25 protein-coding genes are annotated in these 22685 nt (G+C 68.6%); 23 read left to right on the top strand and 2 right to left on the bottom strand.

The annotated features are described in order from the left end of the window. Positions 1-174: 174 nt before the first annotated feature. The 19 genes from BM214_RS10170 (at position 175) to trpE (ending at position 17811) form a co-directional block, all read left to right on the top strand. The gene (locus BM214_RS10170) at positions 175-1068 is read left to right on the top strand and encodes a PfkB family carbohydrate kinase (RefSeq protein ID WP_090486583.1); all 894 of its coding nucleotides are present in this window, start codon (positions 175-177) and stop codon (positions 1066-1068) included. Positions 1069-1159: 91 nt separating this feature from the next. Beyond that, positions 1160-3052: a tRNA uridine-5-carboxymethylaminomethyl(34) synthesis enzyme MnmG gene (gene mnmG, locus BM214_RS10165; RefSeq protein ID WP_090486580.1), complete on the top strand. Its 1893-nt coding sequence runs from the start codon at positions 1160-1162 to the stop codon at positions 3050-3052. Continuing rightward, positions 3045-3713: a 16S rRNA (guanine(527)-N(7))-methyltransferase RsmG gene (gene rsmG, locus BM214_RS10160; RefSeq protein ID WP_244887945.1), complete on the top strand. Its 669-nt coding sequence runs from the start codon at positions 3045-3047 to the stop codon at positions 3711-3713. Before mnmG ends, rsmG begins: the two co-directional genes overlap by 8 nt. Further along, on the top strand, positions 3710-4522 hold the full coding sequence (locus tag BM214_RS10155) for a ParA family protein (protein WP_090486577.1): 813 nt from the start codon (positions 3710-3712) through the stop codon (positions 4520-4522). The genes rsmG and BM214_RS10155 overlap by 4 nt, the downstream gene beginning before the upstream one ends. Before the next feature lie 20 nt (positions 4523-4542). Beyond that, positions 4543-5406, top strand: coding sequence for a ParB/RepB/Spo0J family partition protein (locus BM214_RS10150; protein WP_090486574.1), 864 nt, complete (start codon positions 4543-4545; stop codon positions 5404-5406). Positions 5407-5544: 138 nt separating this feature from the next. After that, positions 5545-5970 (top strand): ATP synthase subunit I, encoded by a 426-nt coding sequence (locus tag BM214_RS10145; protein ID WP_342351312.1) that lies wholly within the window; start codon positions 5545-5547, stop codon positions 5968-5970. A 15-nt stretch (positions 5971-5985) separates the two neighbouring features. Beyond that, on the top strand, positions 5986-6759 hold the full coding sequence (atpB, locus tag BM214_RS10140) for a F0F1 ATP synthase subunit A (RefSeq protein ID WP_090486571.1): 774 nt from the start codon (positions 5986-5988) through the stop codon (positions 6757-6759). A 94-nt stretch (positions 6760-6853) separates the two neighbouring features. Then, complete coding sequence (gene atpE / locus BM214_RS10135) at positions 6854-7123, top strand: F0F1 ATP synthase subunit C (RefSeq protein ID WP_025283074.1); 270 nt, start codon at positions 6854-6856, stop codon at positions 7121-7123. A gap of 63 nt (positions 7124-7186) precedes the next feature. Continuing rightward, the gene (locus BM214_RS10130; RefSeq protein ID WP_090486568.1) at positions 7187-7657 is read left to right on the top strand and encodes a F0F1 ATP synthase subunit B; all 471 of its coding nucleotides are present in this window, start codon (positions 7187-7189) and stop codon (positions 7655-7657) included. Positions 7658-7667: 10 nt separating this feature from the next. Beyond that, positions 7668-8204 carry a F0F1 ATP synthase subunit delta gene (locus tag BM214_RS10125; RefSeq protein ID WP_090486565.1) on the top strand — a complete coding sequence of 179 codons (537 nt, stop codon included), beginning with the start codon at positions 7668-7670 and terminating at the stop codon, positions 8202-8204. Positions 8205-8233: 29 nt separating this feature from the next. Then, positions 8234-9775, top strand: coding sequence for a F0F1 ATP synthase subunit alpha (gene atpA / locus BM214_RS10120; protein ID WP_090486562.1), 1542 nt, complete (start codon positions 8234-8236; stop codon positions 9773-9775). Between the two features lie 14 nt (positions 9776-9789). Next, positions 9790-10650 carry a F0F1 ATP synthase subunit gamma gene (atpG, locus tag BM214_RS10115; protein ID WP_090486559.1) on the top strand — a complete coding sequence of 287 codons (861 nt, stop codon included), beginning with the start codon at positions 9790-9792 and terminating at the stop codon, positions 10648-10650. Positions 10651-10692: 42 nt separating this feature from the next. Then, complete coding sequence (gene atpD / locus BM214_RS10110) at positions 10693-12075, top strand: F0F1 ATP synthase subunit beta (protein ID WP_090486556.1); 1383 nt, start codon at positions 10693-10695, stop codon at positions 12073-12075. A gap of 12 nt (positions 12076-12087) precedes the next feature. Beyond that, positions 12088-12519 (top strand): F0F1 ATP synthase subunit epsilon, encoded by a 432-nt coding sequence (locus BM214_RS10105; protein WP_090486552.1) that lies wholly within the window; start codon positions 12088-12090, stop codon positions 12517-12519. Between the two features lie 109 nt (positions 12520-12628). Next, positions 12629-14041, top strand: coding sequence for a bifunctional UDP-N-acetylglucosamine diphosphorylase/glucosamine-1-phosphate N-acetyltransferase GlmU (gene glmU, locus BM214_RS10100; protein ID WP_244887943.1), 1413 nt, complete (start codon positions 12629-12631; stop codon positions 14039-14041). Positions 14042-14066: 25 nt separating this feature from the next. Then, a complete protein-coding gene (locus BM214_RS10095; RefSeq protein WP_090486551.1) occupies positions 14067-14675 on the top strand; it encodes a class I SAM-dependent methyltransferase in 609 nt (202 codons plus the stop codon). Between the two features lie 168 nt (positions 14676-14843). Then, positions 14844-15536 carry a ribulose-phosphate 3-epimerase gene (gene rpe, locus BM214_RS10090; RefSeq protein ID WP_090486549.1) on the top strand — a complete coding sequence of 231 codons (693 nt, stop codon included), beginning with the start codon at positions 14844-14846 and terminating at the stop codon, positions 15534-15536. Positions 15537-15618: 82 nt separating this feature from the next. Then, a complete protein-coding gene (locus tag BM214_RS10085; RefSeq protein ID WP_090486547.1) occupies positions 15619-16299 on the top strand; it encodes a phosphoglycolate phosphatase in 681 nt (226 codons plus the stop codon). A gap of 24 nt (positions 16300-16323) precedes the next feature. After that, positions 16324-17811: an anthranilate synthase component I gene (trpE, locus tag BM214_RS10080; protein WP_090486545.1), complete on the top strand. Its 1488-nt coding sequence runs from the start codon at positions 16324-16326 to the stop codon at positions 17809-17811. Between the two features lie 167 nt (positions 17812-17978). Here trpE and BM214_RS10075 read toward each other — a convergent pair whose 3' ends face one another. Continuing rightward, complete coding sequence (locus tag BM214_RS10075; protein WP_090486595.1) at positions 17979-19067, bottom strand: zinc-binding metallopeptidase family protein; 1089 nt, start codon at positions 19065-19067, stop codon at positions 17979-17981. 168 nt (positions 19068-19235) lie between these two features. Between BM214_RS10075 and BM214_RS10070 the strand changes: the two genes are divergently transcribed. From BM214_RS10070 to BM214_RS10055, 4 genes are read left to right on the top strand one after another with little or no spacing between them, the layout of a single operon-like run. After that, positions 19236-19889, top strand: a complete 654-nt coding sequence (locus BM214_RS10070; protein WP_090486542.1) for an anthranilate synthase component II — start codon at positions 19236-19238, stop codon at positions 19887-19889. Further along, a complete protein-coding gene (gene trpD / locus BM214_RS10065; RefSeq protein WP_090486539.1) occupies positions 19886-20908 on the top strand; it encodes an anthranilate phosphoribosyltransferase in 1023 nt (340 codons plus the stop codon). Before BM214_RS10070 ends, trpD begins: the two co-directional genes overlap by 4 nt. Positions 20909-20936: 28 nt before the next feature. After that, positions 20937-21743: an indole-3-glycerol phosphate synthase TrpC gene (gene trpC / locus BM214_RS10060; protein WP_090486536.1), complete on the top strand. Its 807-nt coding sequence runs from the start codon at positions 20937-20939 to the stop codon at positions 21741-21743. 51 nt (positions 21744-21794) lie between these two features. Further along, entirely contained in the window at positions 21795-22391 is a 597-nt protein-coding gene (locus tag BM214_RS10055) for a CBS domain-containing protein (protein ID WP_090486533.1), read from the top strand. 82 nt (positions 22392-22473) lie between these two features. Here the strand turns inward: BM214_RS10055 and BM214_RS10050 are convergent, their stop codons facing one another. After that, a complete protein-coding gene (locus tag BM214_RS10050; protein ID WP_090486530.1) occupies positions 22474-22677 on the bottom strand; it encodes a cold-shock protein in 204 nt (67 codons plus the stop codon). Positions 22678-22685 lie beyond the last annotated feature (8 nt).

The raw sequence follows: 22685 nt of genomic DNA, 5'->3' as shown, positions 1-22685 counted from the left end.
AGCTGGGACATTAGGGCTAACCTCAAATGCTCCAGCTATAGCGCTTCAGGCTAAATTAATCAAATGCGACTCATTTCGTGTCTACAATTGCCCTGCGGGGCCGCCTTTACCCCCATCCCCCCTTTCACTATCCTGTGAGGTTCGCGTTCCCGCCCCCACAGGCAATCCCGCATCATGGCCCACATCCTCGGCATCGGCGTCGCCACGCTGGACATCATCAACATCGTCGACCATTACCCGGCCGAGGACGAGGAGATGCGCGCCCTGGAGCAGCGGGTCTGCCCGGGGGGTAACACCGCCAACACCCTCCACGTCCTGCGCCAGCTGGGTCACCGCTGCGACCTGGCGGCCACCCTGGCGGACGAGCCCGACGGGGACCGCCTGCAGAGCCTGCTGGCGGACCGGGGCATCGGCGTGGACACCTGCCGCCGCCGGGCCGGGCGCACCCCCACCTCCTACATCACCCTGAACGCCGCCAGCGGCTCGCGCACCATCGTCCACCACCGGGACCTGCCGGAACTGGACGCCGGCCACGTGGCCCGGCTCCCCCTGGACCGCTACCAGTGGGTGCACCTGCAGGCCCGGGATCCGCACACCACCAGCCGCATGCTCCAGACCCTGCGCCAGCACGCCGGGCAGTGCCCCATCTCCCTGGAGGTGGAGAAGGACCGGGAGGGGGTGGACATGCTCTTCGGCCAGCCGGAAGTGATCTTCTTCTCCCGGCCCTTTGTCCAGGGGCGGGGCTTCGACGACCCGGAGCCCTTCCTGAAGGGGGTGCACAAGCGGGTCCCCGGGGCGGTGCTGGTGTGCACCTGGGGGGAGGCGGGGGCCTGGGTCTGGGCCAGCCGCGACGGCCTCTACCACGCCCCGGCCTGGACCCCGCCCCGGGTGGTGGACACCCTGGCGGCGGGGGATACCTTCAACGCCGGCTTCATCCATGCCCTGGTGGGCGGGGGTGCCATCCCCGACGCCCTGGCGGCCGCCACCCGCCTGGCGGGGCACAAGGTGGGCCGCCAGGGCCTGGATGGCCTGGACGCCTCCCTCCTGGAGCCGGAGCCCGAGGGCTGAGGCGACCCCCGCCCCGGGCGCCCGGGACACGGCGGCGGCCGCACCGGCAACGGGCTACACTGTGACCACATCCCCTGATCCACCGGACATCATGCGTTTCCAGGCAGAATATGACGTCATCGTCGTCGGCGGCGGCCACGCCGGCACCGAAGCGGCCCTGGCGGCCGCCCGCATGGGCTGCGCCACGCTGCTCATCACCCACAACATCGACACCCTGGGCCAGATGAGCTGCAACCCGGCCATCGGCGGCATCGGCAAGGGCCACCTGGTGCGGGAGATCGACGCCCTGGGGGGCCTCATGGCCCGGGCCGCGGACCGCGCCGGCATCCAGTTCCGCACCCTCAACAGCCGCAAGGGGCCGGCGGTGCGGGCCACCCGCGCCCAGGCGGACCGGGGGCTGTACAAGGCGGTGGTGCGTCACGCCCTGGAGAACCAGCCGGGGCTGCAGCTGTTCCAGCAGGCGGTGGACGATCTGGTGGTGGAGGGGGAGCGGGTCACCGGCGTGGTCACCCAGGGGGGGCTGCGCTTCGGCGCCCCCGCCGTGATCCTCACCGTGGGCACCTTCCTCGGCGGCCGCATCCACATCGGCGAGGTCCAGTACGAGGGCGGGCGCGCCGGCGATCCCCCCGCCAACGCCCTGGCGCGGCGCCTGCGGGCACTGCCCCTGCGGGTGGAGCGGCTCAAGACCGGCACCCCGCCGCGCATCGACGCCCGCAGCATCGACTTCAGCCGCCTCCAGCCGCAACCGGGGGACACCCCGCCGCCGGTGTTCTCCTTCATGGGGCAGGTGGCGGATCACCCCCGCCAGGTGGACTGCCATATCGCCTGGACCGGCCCGCGCACCCTGGAGATCATCCGCGAGAACCTGCACCGCTCCCCCATGTACAGCGGCGTCATCGAGAGCGTGGGGCCGCGCTACTGCCCGTCCATCGAGGACAAGGTGGTGCGCTTCGCCGACAAGGACCGCCATCAGATCTTCATCGAACCGGAGGGGCTGGATACCCACGAGGTCTACCCCAACGGCATCTCCACCAGCCTGGCCTTCGAGGTCCAGGTGGCCCTGGTGCGCTCCATCGAGGGTTTCGAGCGGGCCCATATCACCCGCCCGGGCTATGCCATCGAATACGACTTTCTCGACCCTCGGGACCTGCACCCGGGCCTGGAGTGCCGGGCCCTGCAGGGGCTGTTCCTGGCGGGGCAGATCAACGGCACCACGGGTTACGAGGAGGCCGCCGCCCAGGGCCTGCTGGCGGGGGTCAACGCCGCCCGGCGGGTGCGTGACCTGCCCCCCTGGTGCCCGCGCCGGGACGAGGCCTACATGGGCGTGATGATCGACGATCTCATCACCCGCGGCACCCGCGAGCCCTACCGCATGTTCACCAGCCGCGCGGAGTACCGGCTGCTGCTGCGGGAGGACAACGCCGACCTGCGCCTCACCCCCGCGGGACGGGAGCTGGGGCTGGTGGACGATGCCCGCTGGGCTGCTTTCGAGACGCGGCGGGAGGCCATCGCCCGGGAGAACCGCCGCCTGGAGAGCACCTGCCTCAAGCCCGGGGCGGTGGCCGCGGACACCGCCTCAAGGCTGTTCGGCGGTCCCCTGACGCGGGAGTACACCCTGCAGGAGCTGCTGCGCCGCCCCGGGGTGGGGTATGCGGATCTCATGGAGATCCCCGGTGCCGGGCCGGGGGTGGCGGACGCGGGTGTGGCCGAGCAGGTGGAGATCCAGGCCAAGTATGCCGGCTACATCCAGCGCCAGCGGGACGAGGTGGAGCGCAGCCGCCGCCTGGAGGAGACCCCCCTGCCGGCGGATCTGGACTACGCCGCCGTCTCCGGGCTCTCCCACGAGGTGCGCCAGAAGCTGGCGCAGCACCGGCCCCATACGGTGGGTCAGGCCGGGCGCATCCCCGGGGTCACCCCGGCGGCGGTGTCCCTGCTGCTGGTGCACCTGAAGAAACGCGACGCGGACTTCAAGCGCAGTGCCTGACACCCGACCCCCCCAATCCCACCCGTTCCCCCTGCCGCATGCCCGCCGCGCCGAGGAGCGGCTGCTGCAGGGGCTCGAGGCCCTGGGCCTGGACCCGGCCCTGGCGCCGCCGCTGATGGCCTACCTGGGTCTGCTGCTGCGCTGGAACCGGGCCTACAACCTCACTGCCGTGCGCGATCCCCTGGACATGGTGACCCTGCACCTGCTGGACAGCCTGGCGGTGCTACCCCAGGTCCAGGGGCCGAGGTTGCTGGACGTGGGCAGCGGCGCCGGCCTGCCCGGCATCCCCCTGGCCCTGGCCCGTCCGGACTGGGCCGTCACCCTCCTGGACGCCGTGGGCAAGAAGGTGCGTTTCCTGCGCCAGGCGGCCCTGGAGCTGGGTCTGGGGCAGCTGGAGCCGGTACACGCCCGGGTGGAAACCTACCGTCCGCAGCAGGGCTTTGATACAGTCATCAGCCGCGCCTTCGCCGCCACCGGCGACTTCGTGCGTCTGGCCGGCCCCCTGTGCGCCCCCGGCGGCCGTCTGCTGGCCATGAAGGGCCGCGATGCGGACGACGCCGCGGCGGCCCTGCCCGCCGGCTGGGGCGTGGCGGCCACCCATCCGCTCCGGGTGCCCGGCCTCCCGGCCGCGCGGCACCTGGTGGAGATCAGAAGGTTATGAGCAAGACCCCGGTCCGAATCATCGCCGTCGCCAACCAGAAGGGGGGCGTGGGCAAGACCACCACCAGCATCAACCTGGCCGCCTCCCTGGCCGCCACCCGCCGGCGCATCCTGCTGGTGGACCTGGATCCCCAGGGCAACGCCACCATGGGCAGCGGCGTGGATAAATACGGCCTGGAACGCAGCGCCTGCGATGTCCTCATGAAGCGCTGTGCGGCCCCCGAGGCGGTGCTGTGGCCCGAGTCCGTGGGCTATGCCCTGTTGCCCGCCAACGCGGACCTCACCGTGGCCGAGGTAAACCTGATGACCGCCCTGCGCCGGGAATACCGGCTGCAGGAGGCCCTGGCCCCCATCCGTGAGGACTACGACTACATCCTCATCGACTGTCCGCCGTCGCTGAACATGCTCACGGTCAACGCCCTGGTGGCGGCCGGCGGCGTCATCATCCCCATGCAGTGCGAGTACTACGCCCTGGAGGGGCTGTCGGCCCTGGTGCAGACCATCGACAGCATCCGCGAATCGGTGAACGGGGAACTGGAGATCCACGGCCTGTTGCGCACCATGTTCGATCCGCGCAACAACCTCTCCACCCAGGTCTCCGAACAGCTCACACAGCACTTCGGTGACCGCGTCTACCGCACCGTCATCCCCCGCAACATCCGGCTGGCGGAGGCCCCGAGCCATGGCCTGCCGGTGATCCTGTATGATAAGACCTCCCGCGGCGCCCTGGCCTACCTGGCCCTGGCCGGCGAGATCCTCCGCCGCGAGGGCCGCCTGGCCGCCCATGAGGAGATCCCGGGCGTCGCCTGAACCAACAGGGCTGTTCCATCATGGCAAGAAGAAAGACGGGGCTGGGCCGCGGGCTGGACGTGCTGCTGTCCAGCGCCAACCAGGCCGGACCCGAGAACGACGATCCCTCCCGCCTGCGCCAGGTGCCCGTGGAGCATATCCGCCGCGGCCGCTATCAGCCGCGGGTGAACCTGCGCCCCGAGGCCCTGGAGGAGCTGGCCGCCTCCATCCGTGCCCAGGGGGTGGTGCAGCCCGTGGTGGTGCGGCCGGTGGAGGAGGGCTTCGAGCTGGTGGCCGGGGAGCGGCGCTGGCGCGCCGCACAGATGGCCGGCCTGCAGGAGATCCCGGCGGTGGTGCGGGACATCCCCGATCAGGCCGCGGCGGCCATGGCCCTGATCGAGAACATCCAGCGGGAGGACCTCAACCCCCTGGAGGAATCCTCCGCCCTGCAACGGCTCATCCGCGAGTTCGGCATGACCCACCAGCAGGTGGCCGAATCCGTGGGCCGCTCCCGCACCGGCGTCACCAATCTGTTGCGTCTGCAGGACCTGGAAGAGGGGGTCAAGACCCTGGTGGAGGAGGGCGGTCTGGAGATGGGGCATGCCCGCGCCCTGCTGGGCCTGACCGGTCCCGCCCAGGTGGAGGCGGCGCGGCGCGTCGTGGACAAGGGGCTGTCGGTGCGCGAGACCGAGCGCCTGGTGCAGTCCATGCTCCAGGAGAACCCCGCCGCGGAACAGAACGCCCAGCGCCCCCGTAATCCGGACGTGGAACGCCTGGAATCGGAACTCTCCGACCGCCTCGGGGCCCCGGTGGACATCCGCTACGACACCCGGGGCCGGGGCCGGCTGGTGATCCGCTACAACAGCCTGGACGAGCTGGACGGCATCCTCGGCCACATCCGCTGACCCCTGGCGGCGGGGCTTGACGGGCGGTCATTTCCCTGTACGCCATCGGGAATTTGCATTGACCCCCCAGGGGCGGGCTCTTATAATGCCGCGCTGCTATCCACGGTGCGCGGTCAGTAGGGTGCGCCGGCACAAACAGTGGGGCCGCCGATCATCGATAGGACAGAACATCCCCTCGCCCAGGCGAGGCTCTGGAACCGGGCCACGAGGACGGTGCTCGGCCTGCAGGCCGGAGTAGCCCTGGGAGGCCTCGTCCTGGGCGGGCTCATGGGAGGGGCTGCCACGGCCTGGGCCGCCGCGACGGGCGGGATCATCAGCCTGATCGCCACGGCCTGGTTTGCGCTGCGCGTCTTCTCTGGCCAAAGGCGGGGGCGCCCGGCCAAGGCCATGATGAGAGGTTTCTACGTGGGGGAGGTGCAGAAGATCCTCCTGACGGTGGCCCTGTTTGTGATCGCAATCGCCTGGCTGAGGCTGGAGTTCCTGCCCATGTTCCTCACCTACATGGCCGGGCTCATGGCCTTCTGGCTGGCCCTGCTGCCGGTGATGGCCGGTGCCAACGAGTAAGAGCGAGCGAACACCATGTCAACGGAATACGCGTCTGCTGGGGACTACATCAAGCACCACCTGGGGCATCTGACCCTGGGGAACCCCGACTCCTTCTGGGCCCTCCACCTGGACACCATGTTCTTCTCCCTGGCCACCGGTGGGCTGTTCCTGTACCTCTTCTACAAGGTGGCCCAGACCGCCACCACCGGCGTGCCCGGCAGGTTGCAGAACGCGGTGGAGATGATCGTCGGCTTTGTCGACCAGCAGGTGAAAGACAGCTTCCACGGACGCAGCAACCTCATCGCCCCCCTGGCGCTGACCCTGTTCGTGTGGATCTTCATCATGAACAGCCTCAAGCTGCTGCCCTACGACCTGATCCCCTACCTGGCCCAGTTCCTGGGTATGGACCACATGCGGATCAACCCCACGTCGGACATCAACGCCACCTTCGGCATGTCCATCGCCGTGTTCTTCCTCATCATCTACTACAGCTTCAAGGTCAAGGGGGGGGTCGGCTTCGCCAAGGAGATGCTGCTGCAGCCCTTCGGCAAGTGGTTTATTCCCTTCAACCTGATTCTCAAGGTGGTGGAGGAGATCGCCCGCCCCGTGTCGCTCTCCCTGCGACTGTTCGGCAACATGTACGCCGGCGGCCTGATCTTCACCCTCATCGCCCTGCTGCCCTGGTATCTGCAGTGGACCCTGGGCCTGCCCTGGTCCCTGTTCAAACTGCTGATCATCACCCTGCAGGCCTTCATCTTCATGGTGCTGACCATCGTCTACCTGAGTCTGGCCCACGAGGATCACTGATGAACCCCCCGCCCGGGACATTGCTCCCGGGCATGGACCCTTTTGCCTGTTTGTTTCCCTTGTAATCCCTGTCTTTGACTATCTGGAGGAAGTTATGGAACTCGCCATCGCTAACGTTCAGGGCATGACCGCCATCGCCGTGGGTCTGATTCTGGGTCTGGGTGCGCTGGGCACCGCCATCGGCTTCGGCCTGCTGGGTGGCCGCTTCCTGGAAGGCGCCGCGCGTCAGCCCGAGATGGTGCCCATGCTGCAGGTGAAGATGTTCATCGTCGCCGGTCTGCTGGACGCCGTGACCATGATCGGCGTGGGTCTGGCCCTGTTCTTCACCTTTGCGAACCCCTTCCTGGGTGCGGTGACCGGTTAAAGCGCGGGGCCGCAGTGCCCGCGCCATTCACCCGATACAACCGTCACTAGGGGAGGTAGCAACGTGAATATCAATCTCACGCTGCTCGGTCAGATGATCACCTTCGCCGGATTGGTGTGGGTCACCATGAAATATGTGTGGCCCCCCATCATGAAGGCGATGGAGGAGCGTCAGAAGCAGATTGCGGACGGTCTGGCGGCCGCCGAGCGCGGCAAGCATGAACAGCAGCTTGCCGAGGAGAAGGCCAAGAAGGTGCTGCAGGAGGCCAAGCAGCAGGCGGCCGATATCGTGGCCAACGCACAGAAGCGGGCCAACGAGATCGTGGAATCCTCCAAGGATACCGCGCGGCAGGAGAGCGAGCGGATCAAGGCATCCGCCCAGGCGGAGATCGAGCAGGACGCCGCCCGCGCCCGTGAGGAACTGCGCAAGCAGGTGGGCCGTCTGGCCGTCTCCGGCGCCGAGCGCATCCTGAAAAAGGAGATCGACGCCAAGTCCCACAATCAGGTGATCGACGACCTGGTGAGCCAGATCTAGGTGCGCGGCCATGTCTGAACAAACCACGGCTGCAAGACCCTACGCCAAGGCGGTGTTCGAGGTCGCACGGGAGGCCGGCAAGCTGGCCGACTGGTCCGAACGGCTGGCATTCATGTCGGCGGTGGCCCGGGACCCGGACATGCGCGGGTTTCTCGACAACCCCCGGATCACCCGTGAGGCCCGGGCCCAGGCCTTCATCGAGGTCTGCGAGGGGCACATCGACGACCACGGCCGCAATATGCTGCGCCTGCTGGCGGAGAACGGGCGCCTCGCCCTGCTGCCCGAGATCGCCGACCTCTTCGAGGAGATGAAGGCCGAGGCGGAGAAGAAGGTGGAGGCCCGGGTGGTCGCCGCCCGGGATCTGGACGCCAAGCAGAAGGAAGGCATCGCCAGGGCGCTGAAGCAGCGTCTCGGCTGCGAGGTGGAGCTCACCTGCGAGGTGGACGACCGCCTCATCGGCGGCGCCGTCATCCGCGCGGGCGATCTGGTCATCGATGGCTCGGTCCGAGGGCGCCTGGAGCGCCTGGCCAGCAGTCTGAGCCGCTAAGAGGATTCGAGCTAAGAGGATTCCGAACTATGCAACTCAACCCGTCTGAAATCAGTGAGCTGATCAGTCAGCGCATCAAGAGCTACGAGCCGGCCGCCGAGACGCGCACCGAGGGCACCGTGGTCAGCCTGTCCGACGGCATCGTGCGCCTGCACGGGCTGGAGGACGTCATGCAGGGGGAGATGATCGAGCTCCCCGGTGACACCTACGGCCTGGCCCTGAACCTGGAGCGGGACTCCGTGGGTGCGGTGATCCTGGGCGACTACAAGCACATCAAGGAAGGCGATACGGTCAAGTGCACCGGCCGCATCCTCGAGGTGCCCGTGGGCGAGGCCCTGCTGGGCCGTGTGGTCAACTCCCTGGGCATGGCCCTGGACGGCAAGGGGAACATCGATGGCGACGGCACCGCCCCCATCGAGAAGATCGCCCCCGGCGTGATCGATCGCCAGTCCGTGGACCAGCCGGTGCAGACCGGCCTCAAGGCGGTGGACGCCATGGTCCCCGTGGGCCGGGGCCAGCGTGAGCTGATCATTGGCGACCGCCAGACCGGCAAGACCGCCCTGGCCGTGGATGCCATCATCAACCAGAAGGGCACCGGCGTGAAGTGCATCTACGTGGCGGTGGGCCAGAAGGCCTCCTCCGTCGCCAACGTGGTGCGCAAGCTGGAAGAACACGGCGCCATGGAGCACACCATCGTCGTCGCCGCCACCGCCGCCGAATCCGCCGCCATGCAGTACATCGCCCCCTACGCCGGTTGCGCCATGGGTGAGTACTTCCGCGACCGCGGCCAGGATGCCCTGATCGTCTACGACGACCTTACCAAGCAGGCCTGGGCCTATCGCCAGGTGTCCCTGCTGCTGCGCCGTCCGCCGGGTCGCGAGGCCTATCCGGGGGACATCTTCTACCTGCACTCGCGCCTGCTGGAGCGGGCCTCCCGGGTCAACGCCGACTACGTGGAGCAGTTCACCGGCGGCAAGGTGAAGGGCCAGACCGGGTCCCTGACGGCCCTGCCCATCATCGAGACCCAGGCCGGCGACGTGTCCGCCTTCGTGCCCACCAACGTGATCTCCATCACCGACGGGCAGATCTTCCTGGAGACCGACCTGTTCAACTCGGGCATCCGTCCGGCCATCAACGCCGGTCTCTCGGTGTCCCGTGTGGGCGGTTCGGCCCAGACCAAGATCATCAAGAAGCTGGGGGGCGGCGTGCGCCTGGCCCTGGCCCAGTACCGGGAACTGGCCGCATTCTCCCAGTTCGCCTCCGATCTGGACGAGGCCACCCGCCGGCAGCTGGAGCGCGGCCAGCGCGTCATGGAGCTCATGAAGCAGAAGCAGTACGCCCCGCTGTCCATCGGCGAGATGGCCTTCTCCCTCTTCGCTGCCGAAGAGGGTTACCTGGACGACGTCGAGGTGAAGAAGGTGGTGGACTTCGAGACCGCCCTGCACGACTACCTGCGCTCCAGCCAGCGGGAACTGCTGGACAAGATCAACGAAACCGGTGATTACGGGGACGACATCAAGTCCGGCATGAAGGCCGCCCTGGACGACTTCAAGGCAAACCACAGCTGGTAATCGGGGGCTGAGTTATGGCAGGCGCAAAAGAGATCCGCGGCCAGATCAAGAGTATCAAGAATACTCAGAAGATCACCAAGGCCATGGAGATGGTGGCCGCCAGCAAGATGCGCAAGGCGCAGGACCGCATGCTGGAGACCCGTCCCTATGCCGAGAAGATCCGGCAGGTGATCGGGCACGTGGCGATGGCCAACGCCGAGTACCGTCATCCCTACCTGATCGAACGGGAGGCGCACCGGGTGGGGATCATCGTCATCTCCACCGACCGTGGCCTGTGCGGCGGGTTGAACGTCAACCTCTTCAAGAAGACCGCGCAGACCATGAAGGAATGGCAGGCGCAGGGCGCGGAGATCGATTTGTGCCTCGTGGGCAGCAAGGCCCAGCAGTTCTTCCGCCGCATGGGCGGGAATGTGGTGGCCAATGTGGCCAACCTGGGGGACAAGCCGCGTCTGAGCGACCTCATCGGTCCCATCAAGGCCATGCTCAGCGCCTACGACGAAGGCCGCATCGACCGGCTGATCCTGGTGGAGAACGAGTTCGTCAACACCATGACCCAGCGTCCCCGGGTCACCAAGCTGCTGCCCGTGGAGCCCGCCGAGGAGCCCTCGCTGGAGCATCACTGGGACTATATCTATGAGCCGGACACCGCGCCCGTGCTGGACACGCTGCTGACCCGCTACATCGAGTCGGTGGTCTATCAGGCCGTCGTCGAGAACGTGGCCTGCGAGATGGCCGCCCGGATGGTGGCCATGAAGTCCGCCTCCGACAACGCGGGCGATCTCATCGATGAACTGCAGCTCGTGTACAACAAGGCGCGTCAGGCCGCGATCACCCAGGAGATCTCCGAGATCGTCAGCGGCGCCGCGGCGGTCTGAGGCCGGGCCGGTTCAAGATTTCGAGACTAGAGGATTATCAACATGAGTGCTGGAAACATCGTTGAAATTATCGGCGCGGTGGTGGACGTCGAGTTCCCCCGTGACGCCGTGCCCAAGGTCTACGATGCCCTCATGGTGGACGAGGTCGGCCTCACCCTGGAGGTCCAGCAGCAGCTGGGGGACGGCGTCGTGCGCACCATCGCCATGGGCTCCTCCGACGGCCTGCGCCGTGGCATCCAGGTGTCCAACACCGGCAAGCCCATCTCCGTGCCGGTGGGCAAGGCCACCCTGGGGCGCATCATGGACGTCCTCGGCAAGCCGGTGGACAACGCCGGTGACGTGAAGGCCGAAGAGACCTGGTCCATCCACCGCGAGCCGCCGAGCTATGAGGAACAGGCGGGTTCCACCGAACTGCTGGAGACGGGCATCAAGGTCATCGACCTGCTCTGCCCCTTCGCCAAGGGCGGCAAGGTGGGCCTGTTCGGCGGCGCCGGCGTGGGCAAGACCGTGAACATGATGGAGCTCATCCGCAACATCGCCATCGAGCACTCCGGCTACTCCGTGTTCGCTGGCGTGGGGGAGCGTACCCGTGAGGGCAACGACTTCTACCACGAGATGAAGGACTCCAACGTGCTGGACAAGGTGGCCCTGGTCTATGGCCAGATGAACGAGCCGCCGGGCAACCGTCTGCGCGTGGCCCTCACCGGTCTGACCATGGCGGAGTACTTCCGCGACGAGGGCCGGGACGTGCTGATGTTCATCGACAACATCTACCGTTACACCCTGGCCGGCACCGAGGTGTCCGCGCTGCTGGGCCGCATGCCCTCCGCCGTGGGCTATCAGCCCACCCTGGCCGAGGAGATGGGCGTCCTGCAGGAACGCATCACCTCCACCAAGAAGGGCTCCATCACCTCCATCCAGGCGGTGTACGTGCCCGCGGACGACCTTACCGACCCGTCCCCGGCCACCACCTTCGCCCACCTGGACGCCACCGTGGTGCTGTCCCGCCAGATCGCCGAGCTGGGCATCTACCCGGCGGTGGACCCCCTGGACTCCACCAGCCGCCAGCTGGACCCGCTGGTCATCGGCCAGGAGCACTACGACACCGCCCGCGCCGTGCAGAACACCCTGCAGCGCTACAAGGAACTCAAGGACATCATCGCCATCCTCGGCATGGACGAGCTCTCCGAAGAGGACAAGCTGGTGGTCTCCCGGGCGCGCAAGATCCAGCGCTACCTGTCCCAGCCCTTCTTCGTGGCCGAGGTGTTCACCGGCGCCCCCGGCAAGTACGTGTCCCTGAAGGACACCATCCGGGGCTTCCAGGGGATCGTCAACGGTGAGTACGATCACCTCCCCGAGCAGGCCTTCTACATGGTGGGTACCATCGAGGAAGCCGTCGAGAAGGCCGAAAAGCTCAACAAGTAACCGGGGGCACGCATGTCCATGACGTTCCACGTCGATATCGTGAGTGCGGAGGAGTCCATCTTCTCCGGCACGGCACACATGCTGGTGGCACCTGCGGAACACGGCGAGGTGGGCATCCTGCCCCGTCACTCCCAGTACGTGTCCCTGCTCAAGCCGGGGGAGGTGCGCATCCGTCTCTCCGACTCCGGCGAGGAGCAGAACATCTACATCTCCGGCGGGGTGCTGGAGGTGCAGCCCCATGTGGTGACGGTGCTGGCGGACACGGCCATCCGCGCCAAGGACCTGGATGAGGCCGAGGCCCTGGAGGCCAAGCGCCGTGCCGAGGACGCCCTGGCCAATCAGCGGGCGGACTTCGACTACGCCCGGGCCCAGTCCGAGCTGGCCGAGGCCGCGGCGCGGTTGCGCATGATCCAGAAGCTGCGCCGCTCCTCCAGCCAGCAGTGAATCCGCCGCCCCTGGGGCAGCGTAGAGGACGGACAGGGCCCGGCTGCACGGCATCCGGGCCCTTTTCGTGTTGCACGGGGGGCGAGGCGCCCCCCGGACGAGCCCAGCCATGCCATCCATGCAGCCGATGCAGGACCACCAGGTGAACCCCGACACCACCGTCATCATCCTCGCCGCCGGACAGGGCACGCGCATGCGCTCGCGCCAGCCCAAGGTGCTGCACCCCCTGGGGGGGCGTCCCCTGCTGGCCCATGTCATCGACACCGCCCGCGCCCTGGAGCCGGCGCGCATCGTCGTGGTGCACGGCCACGGTGGTGAGGCGGTGCGGGCCGCCCTGGCGGATGCCCCGGTCACCTGGGTGGAGCAGGGGGAGCAGCTGGGCACCGGCCACGCCGTGGCCCAGGCCCTGCCGGCGGCGCAAGGCGCAGAGCGTATCCTGGTGCTCTACGGCGATGTCCCCCTGGTGGGTGCCGACGCCCTGCGGGCCCTGCTGACGGCCCTGGACGGACATGACCTGGCGGTGCAGTCCATGCGCCTTTCGGATCCGTCCGGCTACGGCCGCATCCTGCGGGACGACACGGGCCGGCCCGTGGGCATCGTCGAGCAGAAGGATGCCAGTGCGGCGCAGCGGGCCATCGACGAGGTCAACACCGGCTTTCTGGCCGCCCGCGGCGAGCGCCTGGCGGCCTGGCTGCAGCGGGTGGACCGGGACAACGCCCAGGGGGAGTACTACCTCACCGACTGCCTGGCCCTGGCCGTGGCCGACGGCGCCGCGGTCACCGCCGTGGTGGCCGACGACCCGGAGCAGTTCATGGGGGTGAACGACCGGGTGCAACTGGCGCGCCTGGAGCGCGTGCACCAGCGGCGCCTGGCGGAGGCACTGATGCGCTCCGGGGTGACGGTGATGGACCCGGCGCGGCTGGACATCCGCGGTCGCGTGCAGGCGGGCCGGGACGTGATCCTGGACGTGAACGTGGTGCTGGAGGGGGAGGTGACCCTGGAGGAGGGGGTCCGGGTGGGCCCCCACTGCTGCCTGCGGGACTGCCACGTGGAGGCCGATGCCGTCATCCAGGCCCACAGCCATCTGGAAGGGGCCCGCGTCGGCCCGGGGGCCTGCATCGGCCCCTTCGCCCGCCTGCGTCCCGGTGCCCATCTGGCCGCCGGGGTACACGTGGGCAACTTCGTCGAGGTGAAGAAGAGCCGGGTGGGGGAGGGCTCCAAGATCAACCACCTGAGCTACGTGGGGGACGCCCGCGTGGGGCGCGGCGTCAACATCGGCGCCGGCACCATCACCTGCAATTACGATGGCGCCGCAAAGCACCTCACGGTGATCGGGGACGGGGCCTTCATCGGCTCCAATACCGCCCTGGTGGCGCCGGTGACCGTGGGGGAGGACGCCACCATCGGCGCTGGCTCCGTCATCCACCGCGACGCCCCTGCCGGCCGCCTCACCCTCACCCGGGCCGAGCAGCACACCCGGGAGGACTGGCAGCGCCCGAAGAAGCCCGACCCGGCCCCCTGAGCCCCCAACCAACGGACATCTCCCCTTGGACCGCGACGCCTACATCCGCAGCCTGCGCGAGGACATCGTCTTCGAAGACCGGCTGCGGGATCAGCCCCTGACCTTCCACACCACCTGGGGCCTGTTCTCCCCCCGGGGGATCGATGCCGGCACCCGTCTGCTCCTGGACCATGTGCAGGTGAACCCCGATGACGATTGCTTCGACCTGGGCTGCGGCTACGGCCCCATCGGCCTGACCCTGGCCCGTCTCGCCCCCGGGGGGCGCACCTGCCTGGTGGACAAGGACTTCGTCGCCGTGGACTACGCCGCCCGCAATGCCCGCATCAACGGCATCGACAACGTGGACTGCTTTTTGAGCAACGGTTTCTCCCACGCCGGGGATCGGCGCTTCCACCTCATCACCTCCAACCTCCCCGCCAAGGTGGGCAAGGAGATGCTCTACCTCTATCTGTACGACGCCCTGGAGCGCCTGCACCCCGGCGGGCGCATCTACGTGGTCACCATCACCGGACTGCGGCGCTTCATCGAGCGGGCCTTCAAGGAGGTCTTTGGCAACTACGACAAGGTGAAGCAGGGGCGGGACTACACCGTGGCCCTGGCGCAGCGGCCGCAGGATCGAGCCGGTCCGGGTTAAAATTCCCCGCGGCATGGGTTACATTGCCCGCACCACCCGAGGATCCACACAGCACCCCGAACCCCGGTCTCCCCGTGCGCCGGCCCCGATGCCGCGCACGGGGCGTCCCGTCTGGATGGTAGGGCGCCCGCCCGGGGCGGGGGATGCACAGAACAAGAGGCACGACCCATGGCAAAAGCCGACCTGATCGCACCGTCCATCCTCTCCGCCGACTTCGCCCGCCTGGGAGAGGAGGTCACCCAGGTGCTGGCCGCCGGCGCCGACATCGTCCACTTCGATGTCATGGACAACCACTACGTCCCCAACCTGACCATCGGCCCGCTGGTGTGCGAGGCCCTGCGCAAGCACGGGATCACCGCCCCCATCGATGTGCACCTGATGGTCAAGCCCGTGGACCGCATCATCCCCGATTTTGCCAAGGCCGGTGCCGATTACATCACCTTCCACCCCGAGGCCTCCGATCATATCGACCGCACCCTGCAGCTCATCCGCTCCGAGGGCTGCAAGTCCGGCCTGGTGTTCAATCCCGCCACACCCCTGTCCTACCTGGACTATGTCATGGACAAGGTGGACATGGTCCTGCTCATGTCGGTGAACCCGGGCTTCGGCGGCCAGAGCTTCATCCCCGCCACCCTGGACAAGCTGCGGGAGGCCCGCCGGCGCATCGACGCCTCCGGCCTGGACATCCGCCTGGAGATCGACGGCGGGGTGAAGGTGGACAACATCGCCGAGATCAAGGCCGCCGGTGCCGATACCTTCGTGGCCGGTTCCGCCATCTTCGGCGCCGGTCGGGACGAAGATCCCAACCGCTACGACAGCGTCATCCGGGCCATGCGCGAGGCCCTTGCCCGGGGGGCCTGATCCCCCTTCGGCCCGTTCCGGGGCACACCTGCCCCGGGCGGCCCCTTCATCCCGCAGCCTGCGGCCCCAGCGAACGAGACCCATGACCCTGCCCCATCCCAAGATGCTCCTCATGGACCTGGACGGCACCCTGGTGGACAGCGTGCCCGACCTCACCCATTGTGTCGACGACATGCTGCAGTCCCTGGGGATGCTGCCCTGCGGTGAGGACAAGGTCCGTCTCTGGGTGGGCAACGGCGTGGAGCGCCTGGTGGAGCGGGCCCTGGCCGATGACATGGAGGGGAAGGTGGAACCGGGGCTGCGGGAGCGGGGCCTGGCCCGGTTCCTCGAATGCTATCGCGACCGCCATGCCGTCCAGAGCCGGGTCTATCCCGGTGTGCACGAGGGGCTGGAGGCCCTGCGGGGCCGGTTCTCCATGGGCTGCGTCACCAACAAGCCCGCCCGATTCACCGCCCCGCTGCTGCGCGCCATGGGGCTGGATGACTACTTTGAAGTGGTGGTGGCCGGTGATACCCTGCCCCGGAAGAAGCCGGATCCCGCCCCCCTCCTGTTCGCCGCGCGGCAGTTCGACGTGGACCCCGGCGACGCCCTCATGGTGGGGGATTCCCGCAGCGACGTGGAGGCGGCCCGCGCCGCGGGGTTTGGCATCGTCTGCGTCAGCTACGGCTACAACCACGGCATCGACATCCGCGAGGAGCGGCCCGATGCGGTCATCGACCGCCTCACCCAACTGCCGGACCTGCTCGCCCCACAGGCCCCCTGAGCCATTGCCCGTGATACACCGCCCATGACCCCAGAGACCTTCCACCGCCTGGTCGCCCAGGGCTACAACCGCATCCCCGTGGTGCGGGAGATCCTGGCCGACCTGGACACCCCCCTGAGCGTCTACATGAAGCTGGCCGGCAGGCCCTATTCCTACCTGCTGGAATCGGTGCAGGGGGGGGAGAAGTGGGGGCGCTACTCCTTCATCGGCCTGCCGGCCCGGCAGGTGGTGCGGGTGCACGGCCACCAGGTGAGCCTTGAGGAGGACGGCCGGGTGGTGGAACAGGCCCAGGTGGAGGATCCCCTGGAATGGCTGGAGGCCTTCCGGGCCCGCTTCCGCGTCCCCGATCTGCCCCACCTGCCGCGCTTCAGTGGCGGCCTGGTGGGTTATTTCGGCTACGACACCATCCGCTACATCGAGCCGCGCCTGGCGGACGGCGACAAGCCCGATCCCCTGGGCGTGCCCGACATCCTGCTCATGGTCTCCGACGAACTGGTGGCCTACGACAACCTGGCCGGCCGGCTCTACCTGGTGGTGCACGCCGCGCCCGACGGCTACGAGCGGGCCCAGGAACGCCTGGATGCCCTGGAGGCGGGCCTGCGCCGCCCCACCGAGCTCCCCACCGCCGAGGCCACCACGCGGCGGGTGGACGAGACCGACTTCGTCTCCGGCTTCACCGAGGCGGGCTTCCAATCGGCGGTGGAGCGCTGCAAACGCTACATCCTCGACGGCGACGTGATGCAGGTGGTGCTCTCCCAGCGTCTGTCCATCCCCTACCACGCCCGTCCCCTGGATCTCTACCGCGCCCTGCGCAGCCTCAACCCCTCCCCCTACATGTTCTACCTGGACCTGGGGGACCACCACGTGGTGGGGTCCTCGCCGGAGATCCTGGTGCGTCTGGAGGACGACATCGTCACCGTGCGCCCCATCGCCGGCACCCGGCCCCGGGGCGGGGACGAGGCCACCGACCGGGCCCTGGAGCGGGAATTGCTGGCCGACCCCAAGGAACTCGCCGAACACCTCATGCTCATCGACCTGGGGCGCAACGACGCCGGCAGGGTCTCGCGCATCGGCAGCGTGCGCCTCACCGACCGCATGGTGGTGGAGCGCTACTCCCACGTCATGCACATCGTCTCCAACGTCATCGGCGAGCTGCGCCCTGGGCTGGGGGCCATGGACGTCCTGCGCGCCACCTTCCCCGCAGGCACCGTCAGCGGCGCCCCCAAGATCCGCGCCATGGAGATCATCGACGAGCTGGAGCCGGTGAAACGGGGGATCTACTCCGGCGCCGTGGGCTACTGGTCGTGGCAGGGCAACATGGACACCGCCATCGCCATCCGCACCGCCGTCATCAAGGACCGCACCCTGCACATCCAGGCCGGAGCCGGCATCGTCCACGACTCGGTGCCGGAAAGCGAATGGGCCGAGACCATGAACAAGGGGCGCGCCATCTTCCGCGCCGTGGCCATGGCCGAAGCGGGCCTGGAGGTCGCCGGCCGCGACCAGGGGTGATCTCTAAGGCGTCTTCACGATCTCTGCAAAGCGTCCCCCGGCCCGGTTCCCCGGAGGCGGGACGCCGTAGATCCCTCCCTGGAGGCTTGACGATCGCATCCCTGCGATCGACACCCGCCGCAGGGGGGCCGGGGGAGGGGGATGAATGTGCCTGAAGCCCCGCTCCTTCAACCCGGGGCCGGTGGGGTGTCCCGTCCATGGATGATGCGGTTCACCAGGGCCAGCTTCTCCAGGGCCGGCCGGGGCAGCACGAAGGGGTAGGCCGGGGCATGGCCCATGCTCTCGTTGAGGGTGTTGAGGGCATAGCTCAGGGGCAGCCAGTGGCGGATCAGGGCATCGAAATCCTCCTGGTCATAGGGATCGAAGTCCGGGGCCGCCTGCAGCACCGGCCCTGCCCCCCGCTCCAGCCGCACCTGCAGGCCCCACTGGTGGGCCGTCTCCAGGGTGTCCACGATGTGCAGGTAATGGGCCCAGGTCTCCGCCCAGTCCTCCCAGGGATGGCTGCTGGCATAGGCGCTGACGAAGCGCTCCCGCCAATCCGGCGGCGGGCCTGTGGCGTAGTGCTGCTGCAGGGCCTGGTGGTAGTCCCGGGTCTCGTCCCCGAAACAGGCGCGGAAGGGGCCGAGCCAGGGGGTGTCCCGCACCAGCCGCTCCCAGTAGTGGTGCCCGGACTCGTGGCGGAAGTGGCCCAGGAGGGTGCGGTAGGGTTCCGCCATCTGCTGGCGCAGGCGTTCCCGCTGGGCCGGGTCCGCCTCGGCGATGTTGAGGGTGATGAGACCGGCGTTGTGGCCGGTCATGACCCGGTTCGCCTCGGAGAAACACGGGTCGGCATCGGCCAGGAAGGCGAAGCCCAGGCCCGCAGGATCCCGGGCCCGGGGGACCACTGGAAGGCCCAGGCGCAGCAGGCTGTACACCAGACGCCGCTTTTCCGCCTCCAGTTGCCCCCAGCGGCCCATGTTGCCCTCTACCCACAGGTCGGGGATGACCTCGTTGAGGCGGCAGGCGGCGCAGAAGGCCTCCCCGGCCTCATGCGCCGGGATCATCCAGTTGCACACCCCCTCCCGCCAGTAGTGGGTGCACATGCGGTAGGTCCGCTGCGGCGCCCCCACCGGGTGCCAGAGGTCCCCCCCCGCGGGCTCCAGGGCCACCAGCTCGGTGGTGTCCGGCAGGAAGCCCAGGGTATGGCCGCAGCGGGTGCAGGCGGTGTTTGCGAAGTAGATCAGCTGCCCGCAGGCGCCGCAGTTGAAGATCTTCATGGGATCGTCTCCGGCATCGGCCCGGAAGGGCCGTGCATCCATGGTAAGGTAATCCCAGGGCACGGGGGAGAGGCCGGGCATGACCCGTCCCTTGGCCCTGTGATATGAATCCGGTAATGCCCTGTATTGCCCTATCGTCGCCGCCCATCGGCCGAGGATGCCGCGCCCATGCTGTTGATGATCGACAACTACGACTCCTTCACCTACAACCTGGTGCAGTACCTGGGGGAACTGGGGGCGGAGGTGGAGGTGCATCGCAACGACGCCCTCAGCGTGGAGGCGGTGGAGACCCTGCAGCCGGAGCGCATCGTCCTCTCCCCCGGCCCCTGCACCCCGGATCAGGCGGGCATCTCCATGGAGGTGATCCGCCGCTTCGCCGGGCGCGTGCCGCTGCTGGGGGTCTGCCTCGGCCACCAGTGCATCGGCCAGGTCTTCGGCGGGCGCATCGTCCATGCCCGCCGGATCATGCACGGCAAGACCTCGCCGGTGTACCACCGGGATCTCGGCGTCTTCCAGGGCCTGGAGAACCCCCTGGAGGCCACCCGCTACCACTCCCTGGTGATCGACCGGGCCAGCCTGCCGGACTGCCTGGAGGTCACCGCCTGGACCGAGACCCCGGAGGGGGAACTGGACGAGATCATGGGGGTGCGCCACCGGGAATGGGCGGTGGAGGGGGTGCAGTTCCACCCCGAGTCCATCCTCACCCGCCAGGGCCACGAGCTGTTACAGAACTTCCTGCGCATCCCCGCGGTGGTTGACCGCCCGCACGGGGCCGCTGACAATCCCGGAAACGATCACGAAAGAGGCCATCCCCGCCCATGAACATGCAGGAAGCCCTCCGCGCGGTCACCGAGCGCCGGGATCTCACCGGCCCGGAGATGACCCAGGTCATGCGCCAGATCATGACCGGGGAGGCCACCCCGGCGCAGATGGGGGCCTTCCTGGTGGGCCTGCGCATGAAAGGAGAGACGGTGGATGAGGTGGCCGCCGCCGCCGCGGTCATGCGCGAGCTGGCCACGAAGGTGGAGGTCTCCCCCGAGCACCTGGTGGACACCTGCGGTACCGGCGGGGATGCCTCCGGCACCTTCAACATCTCCACCGCCGCCGCCTTCGTGGTGGCCGCTGCCGGCGGGCGGGTGGCCAAGCACGGCAACCGCTCCGTCTCCAGCCGCTCCGGCAGCGCCGATGTCCTGGAGAGCGCCGGGGTGAACCTGGAGCTGGATCCGGAGGCGGTGGCCCAGTGCATCGACCGCGTGGGGGTGGGGTTCCTGTTTGCACCGCATCACCACGGCGCCATGAAATATGCCGTCGGCCCCCGCCGGGAGATGGGCGTGCGCACCCTGTTCAACGTCCTGGGGCCGCTGACCAACCCGGCGGGGGCCCCCAACCAGGTCCTCGGTGTCTTCAGCACCCACTGGCTGGAGCCCCTGGCCCAGGTGCTGGGACGCCTGGGCAGCCGCCACGTGATGGTGGTGCACGCCGAGGACGGCCTGGACGAGATCAGCATCGGCGCCCCCACGCGGGTGGCGGAACTGCGCGACGGCCGGGTGAGCAGTCGCATCATTGCCCCCGAGGACTTCGGCCTGGCGCGCACCCCCCTGGATGCGGTGCGGGTGGACAGCGCCGACGAGAGCCTGACCCTGATCCGGGGCGTATTCGCCGGCCAGCCGGGACCGGCGCGGGACATCGTCCTGCTCAACGCCGGCGCCGCCATCTACGTCAGCGGGCTGGCCGAGTCCATGGAGGCGGGCGTGCGCCGGGCCGCGCAGGTGATCGACGAAGGCGCCGCCGCCGCCCGGCTGGAGCAACTGGCCTCCTTCTCCCGCAGCTTCAGGCCGTGATCCCCCGGCAACCCGGAATCCCCCAGCCATGACCGACACCCCCGACATCCTCAAGAAGATCCTGGCCCGCAAGCGGGAGGAGGTGGCCGAGCGCCGCCGCCGCACCCCCCTGGAGGAGCTCACCCGTTTCGTCGACGCCGCCCCGGCGGTGCGCCCCTTCCTCCAGGCCCTGCGGGACCGCATCCATGGCGGCGAGGCGGCGGTCATCGCCGAGATCAAGAAGGCCAGCCCCAGCAAGGGGGTGCTGCGCCCGGACTTCGACCCGGCGGCCATCGCCCGCGCCTACGAGGGGGCGGGGGCCACCTGCCTGTCGGTGCTCACCGATCACGACTTCTTCCAGGGGCACGAGGCCCATCTGGAAGACGCCCGCGCCGCCTGCGGCCTGCCGGTGCTGCGCAAGGACTTCATCATCGACCCCTACCAGGTCTACGAGGCCCGGGTGATGGGGGCCGACTGCATCCTGCTCATCGTCTCCGCCCTGGGGGACGTGAACCTGAAGGACCTGCTCATGCTGGCCCACGAACTGGGCATGAACGCCCTGGTGGAGACCCATGACGCCGCCGAGCTGGAACGGGCCCTGGCCCTGGACGCCGAACTCATCGGCATCAACAATCGGGACCTGCGCAGTTTCGAGACGCGCCTGGAGACCACGCTGGACCTGGTGGAGCGGGTGCCTGCGGACCGGCTCCTGGTGACCGAGAGCGGTATCCATACCCCGGAGGACGTGCAGCGCATGCGCCGGGCCGGCGTGCAGGCCTTCCTGGTGGGGGAGGCCCTGGTGAAGGCCCCGGATCCCGGCGCGGCCCTGGCGCGGCTCATGGGCCGCGGGGCCTGAGGGGAGACCTGCGGCCCCACGGGCCGTACATCGTTGCGAAGGAGGCTTGCCATGACCGCGCGCTATGAATCCATCCCGTCCCATCCCGTCTCCGACGATGTCCTCGTCCACCGCTACCGCCAGGGCCTGCCGCTGCGGGTGACCCTGGAGGACCCGGCCACGGACGTCATGACCGACCTGCGCCGCGTGGAGGCCATGACCGTCTCCCCCGAGACCCCCATGGAGACCGCCCTGCAGAAGATGATCCACACCGGGGTGCGCCTGCTCATCGTCGTCACCCCGGAGGACCGGGTGCAGGGGGTGGTGACGGCGCGGGACATCCTGGGGGAGAAGCCGGTGCAGGTGGTCTCCGGCGAGCGCATCACCCATGGGGAGCTCCAGGTGCAGCACGTCATGACCCCCCGGGCCGAGCTCACGGTGCTGGATCACTTCGACGTGGTGGTGGCCCGGGTGGGGGATGTGGTGGCCACCCTGCGGGAGTCGAGACGGCAGCATGCCCTGGTGGTGGAGCACGACGAGGACCGGCATGAGGTCCTGCGCGGGTTGTTCTCCCTCACCCAGATCGGGCGCCAGTTGGGGGTGGAGATCTCCGCCGAGGGGCCGGTGCAGAGCTTCGCCGAGATCGAGAAGCTGCTCACCGCCTCCTGAAGGGCGGGGGGCGAAAAAAAGAAAACCCCGCCGATGGCGGGGTTTGCTTCCACTCAAATTCGGTCGGACCCGGGGGTCGGGGTCAGATGGCCTTGACGTTGGCCGCCGCCATGCCCTTCGGGGTGGTCTGGGTGTCGAACGACACCTTTTGCCCCTCGGCCAGGGTGCGGAAGCCGCCGCCGTCGATGGCGGAGAAATGGACGAACACGTCCTTGCCCCCATCATCCGGCGTAATGAACCCAAATCCCTTGCTTTCGTTAAACCACTTCACGGTACCGGTCAGCACTGCGTATT

Source organism: Ectothiorhodospira mobilis, from assembly GCF_900114895.1.
Lineage (GTDB): Bacteria > Pseudomonadota > Gammaproteobacteria > Ectothiorhodospirales > Ectothiorhodospiraceae > Ectothiorhodospira > Ectothiorhodospira mobilis_A.
This window is presented reverse-complemented; position numbering and strand designations above follow the sequence as displayed.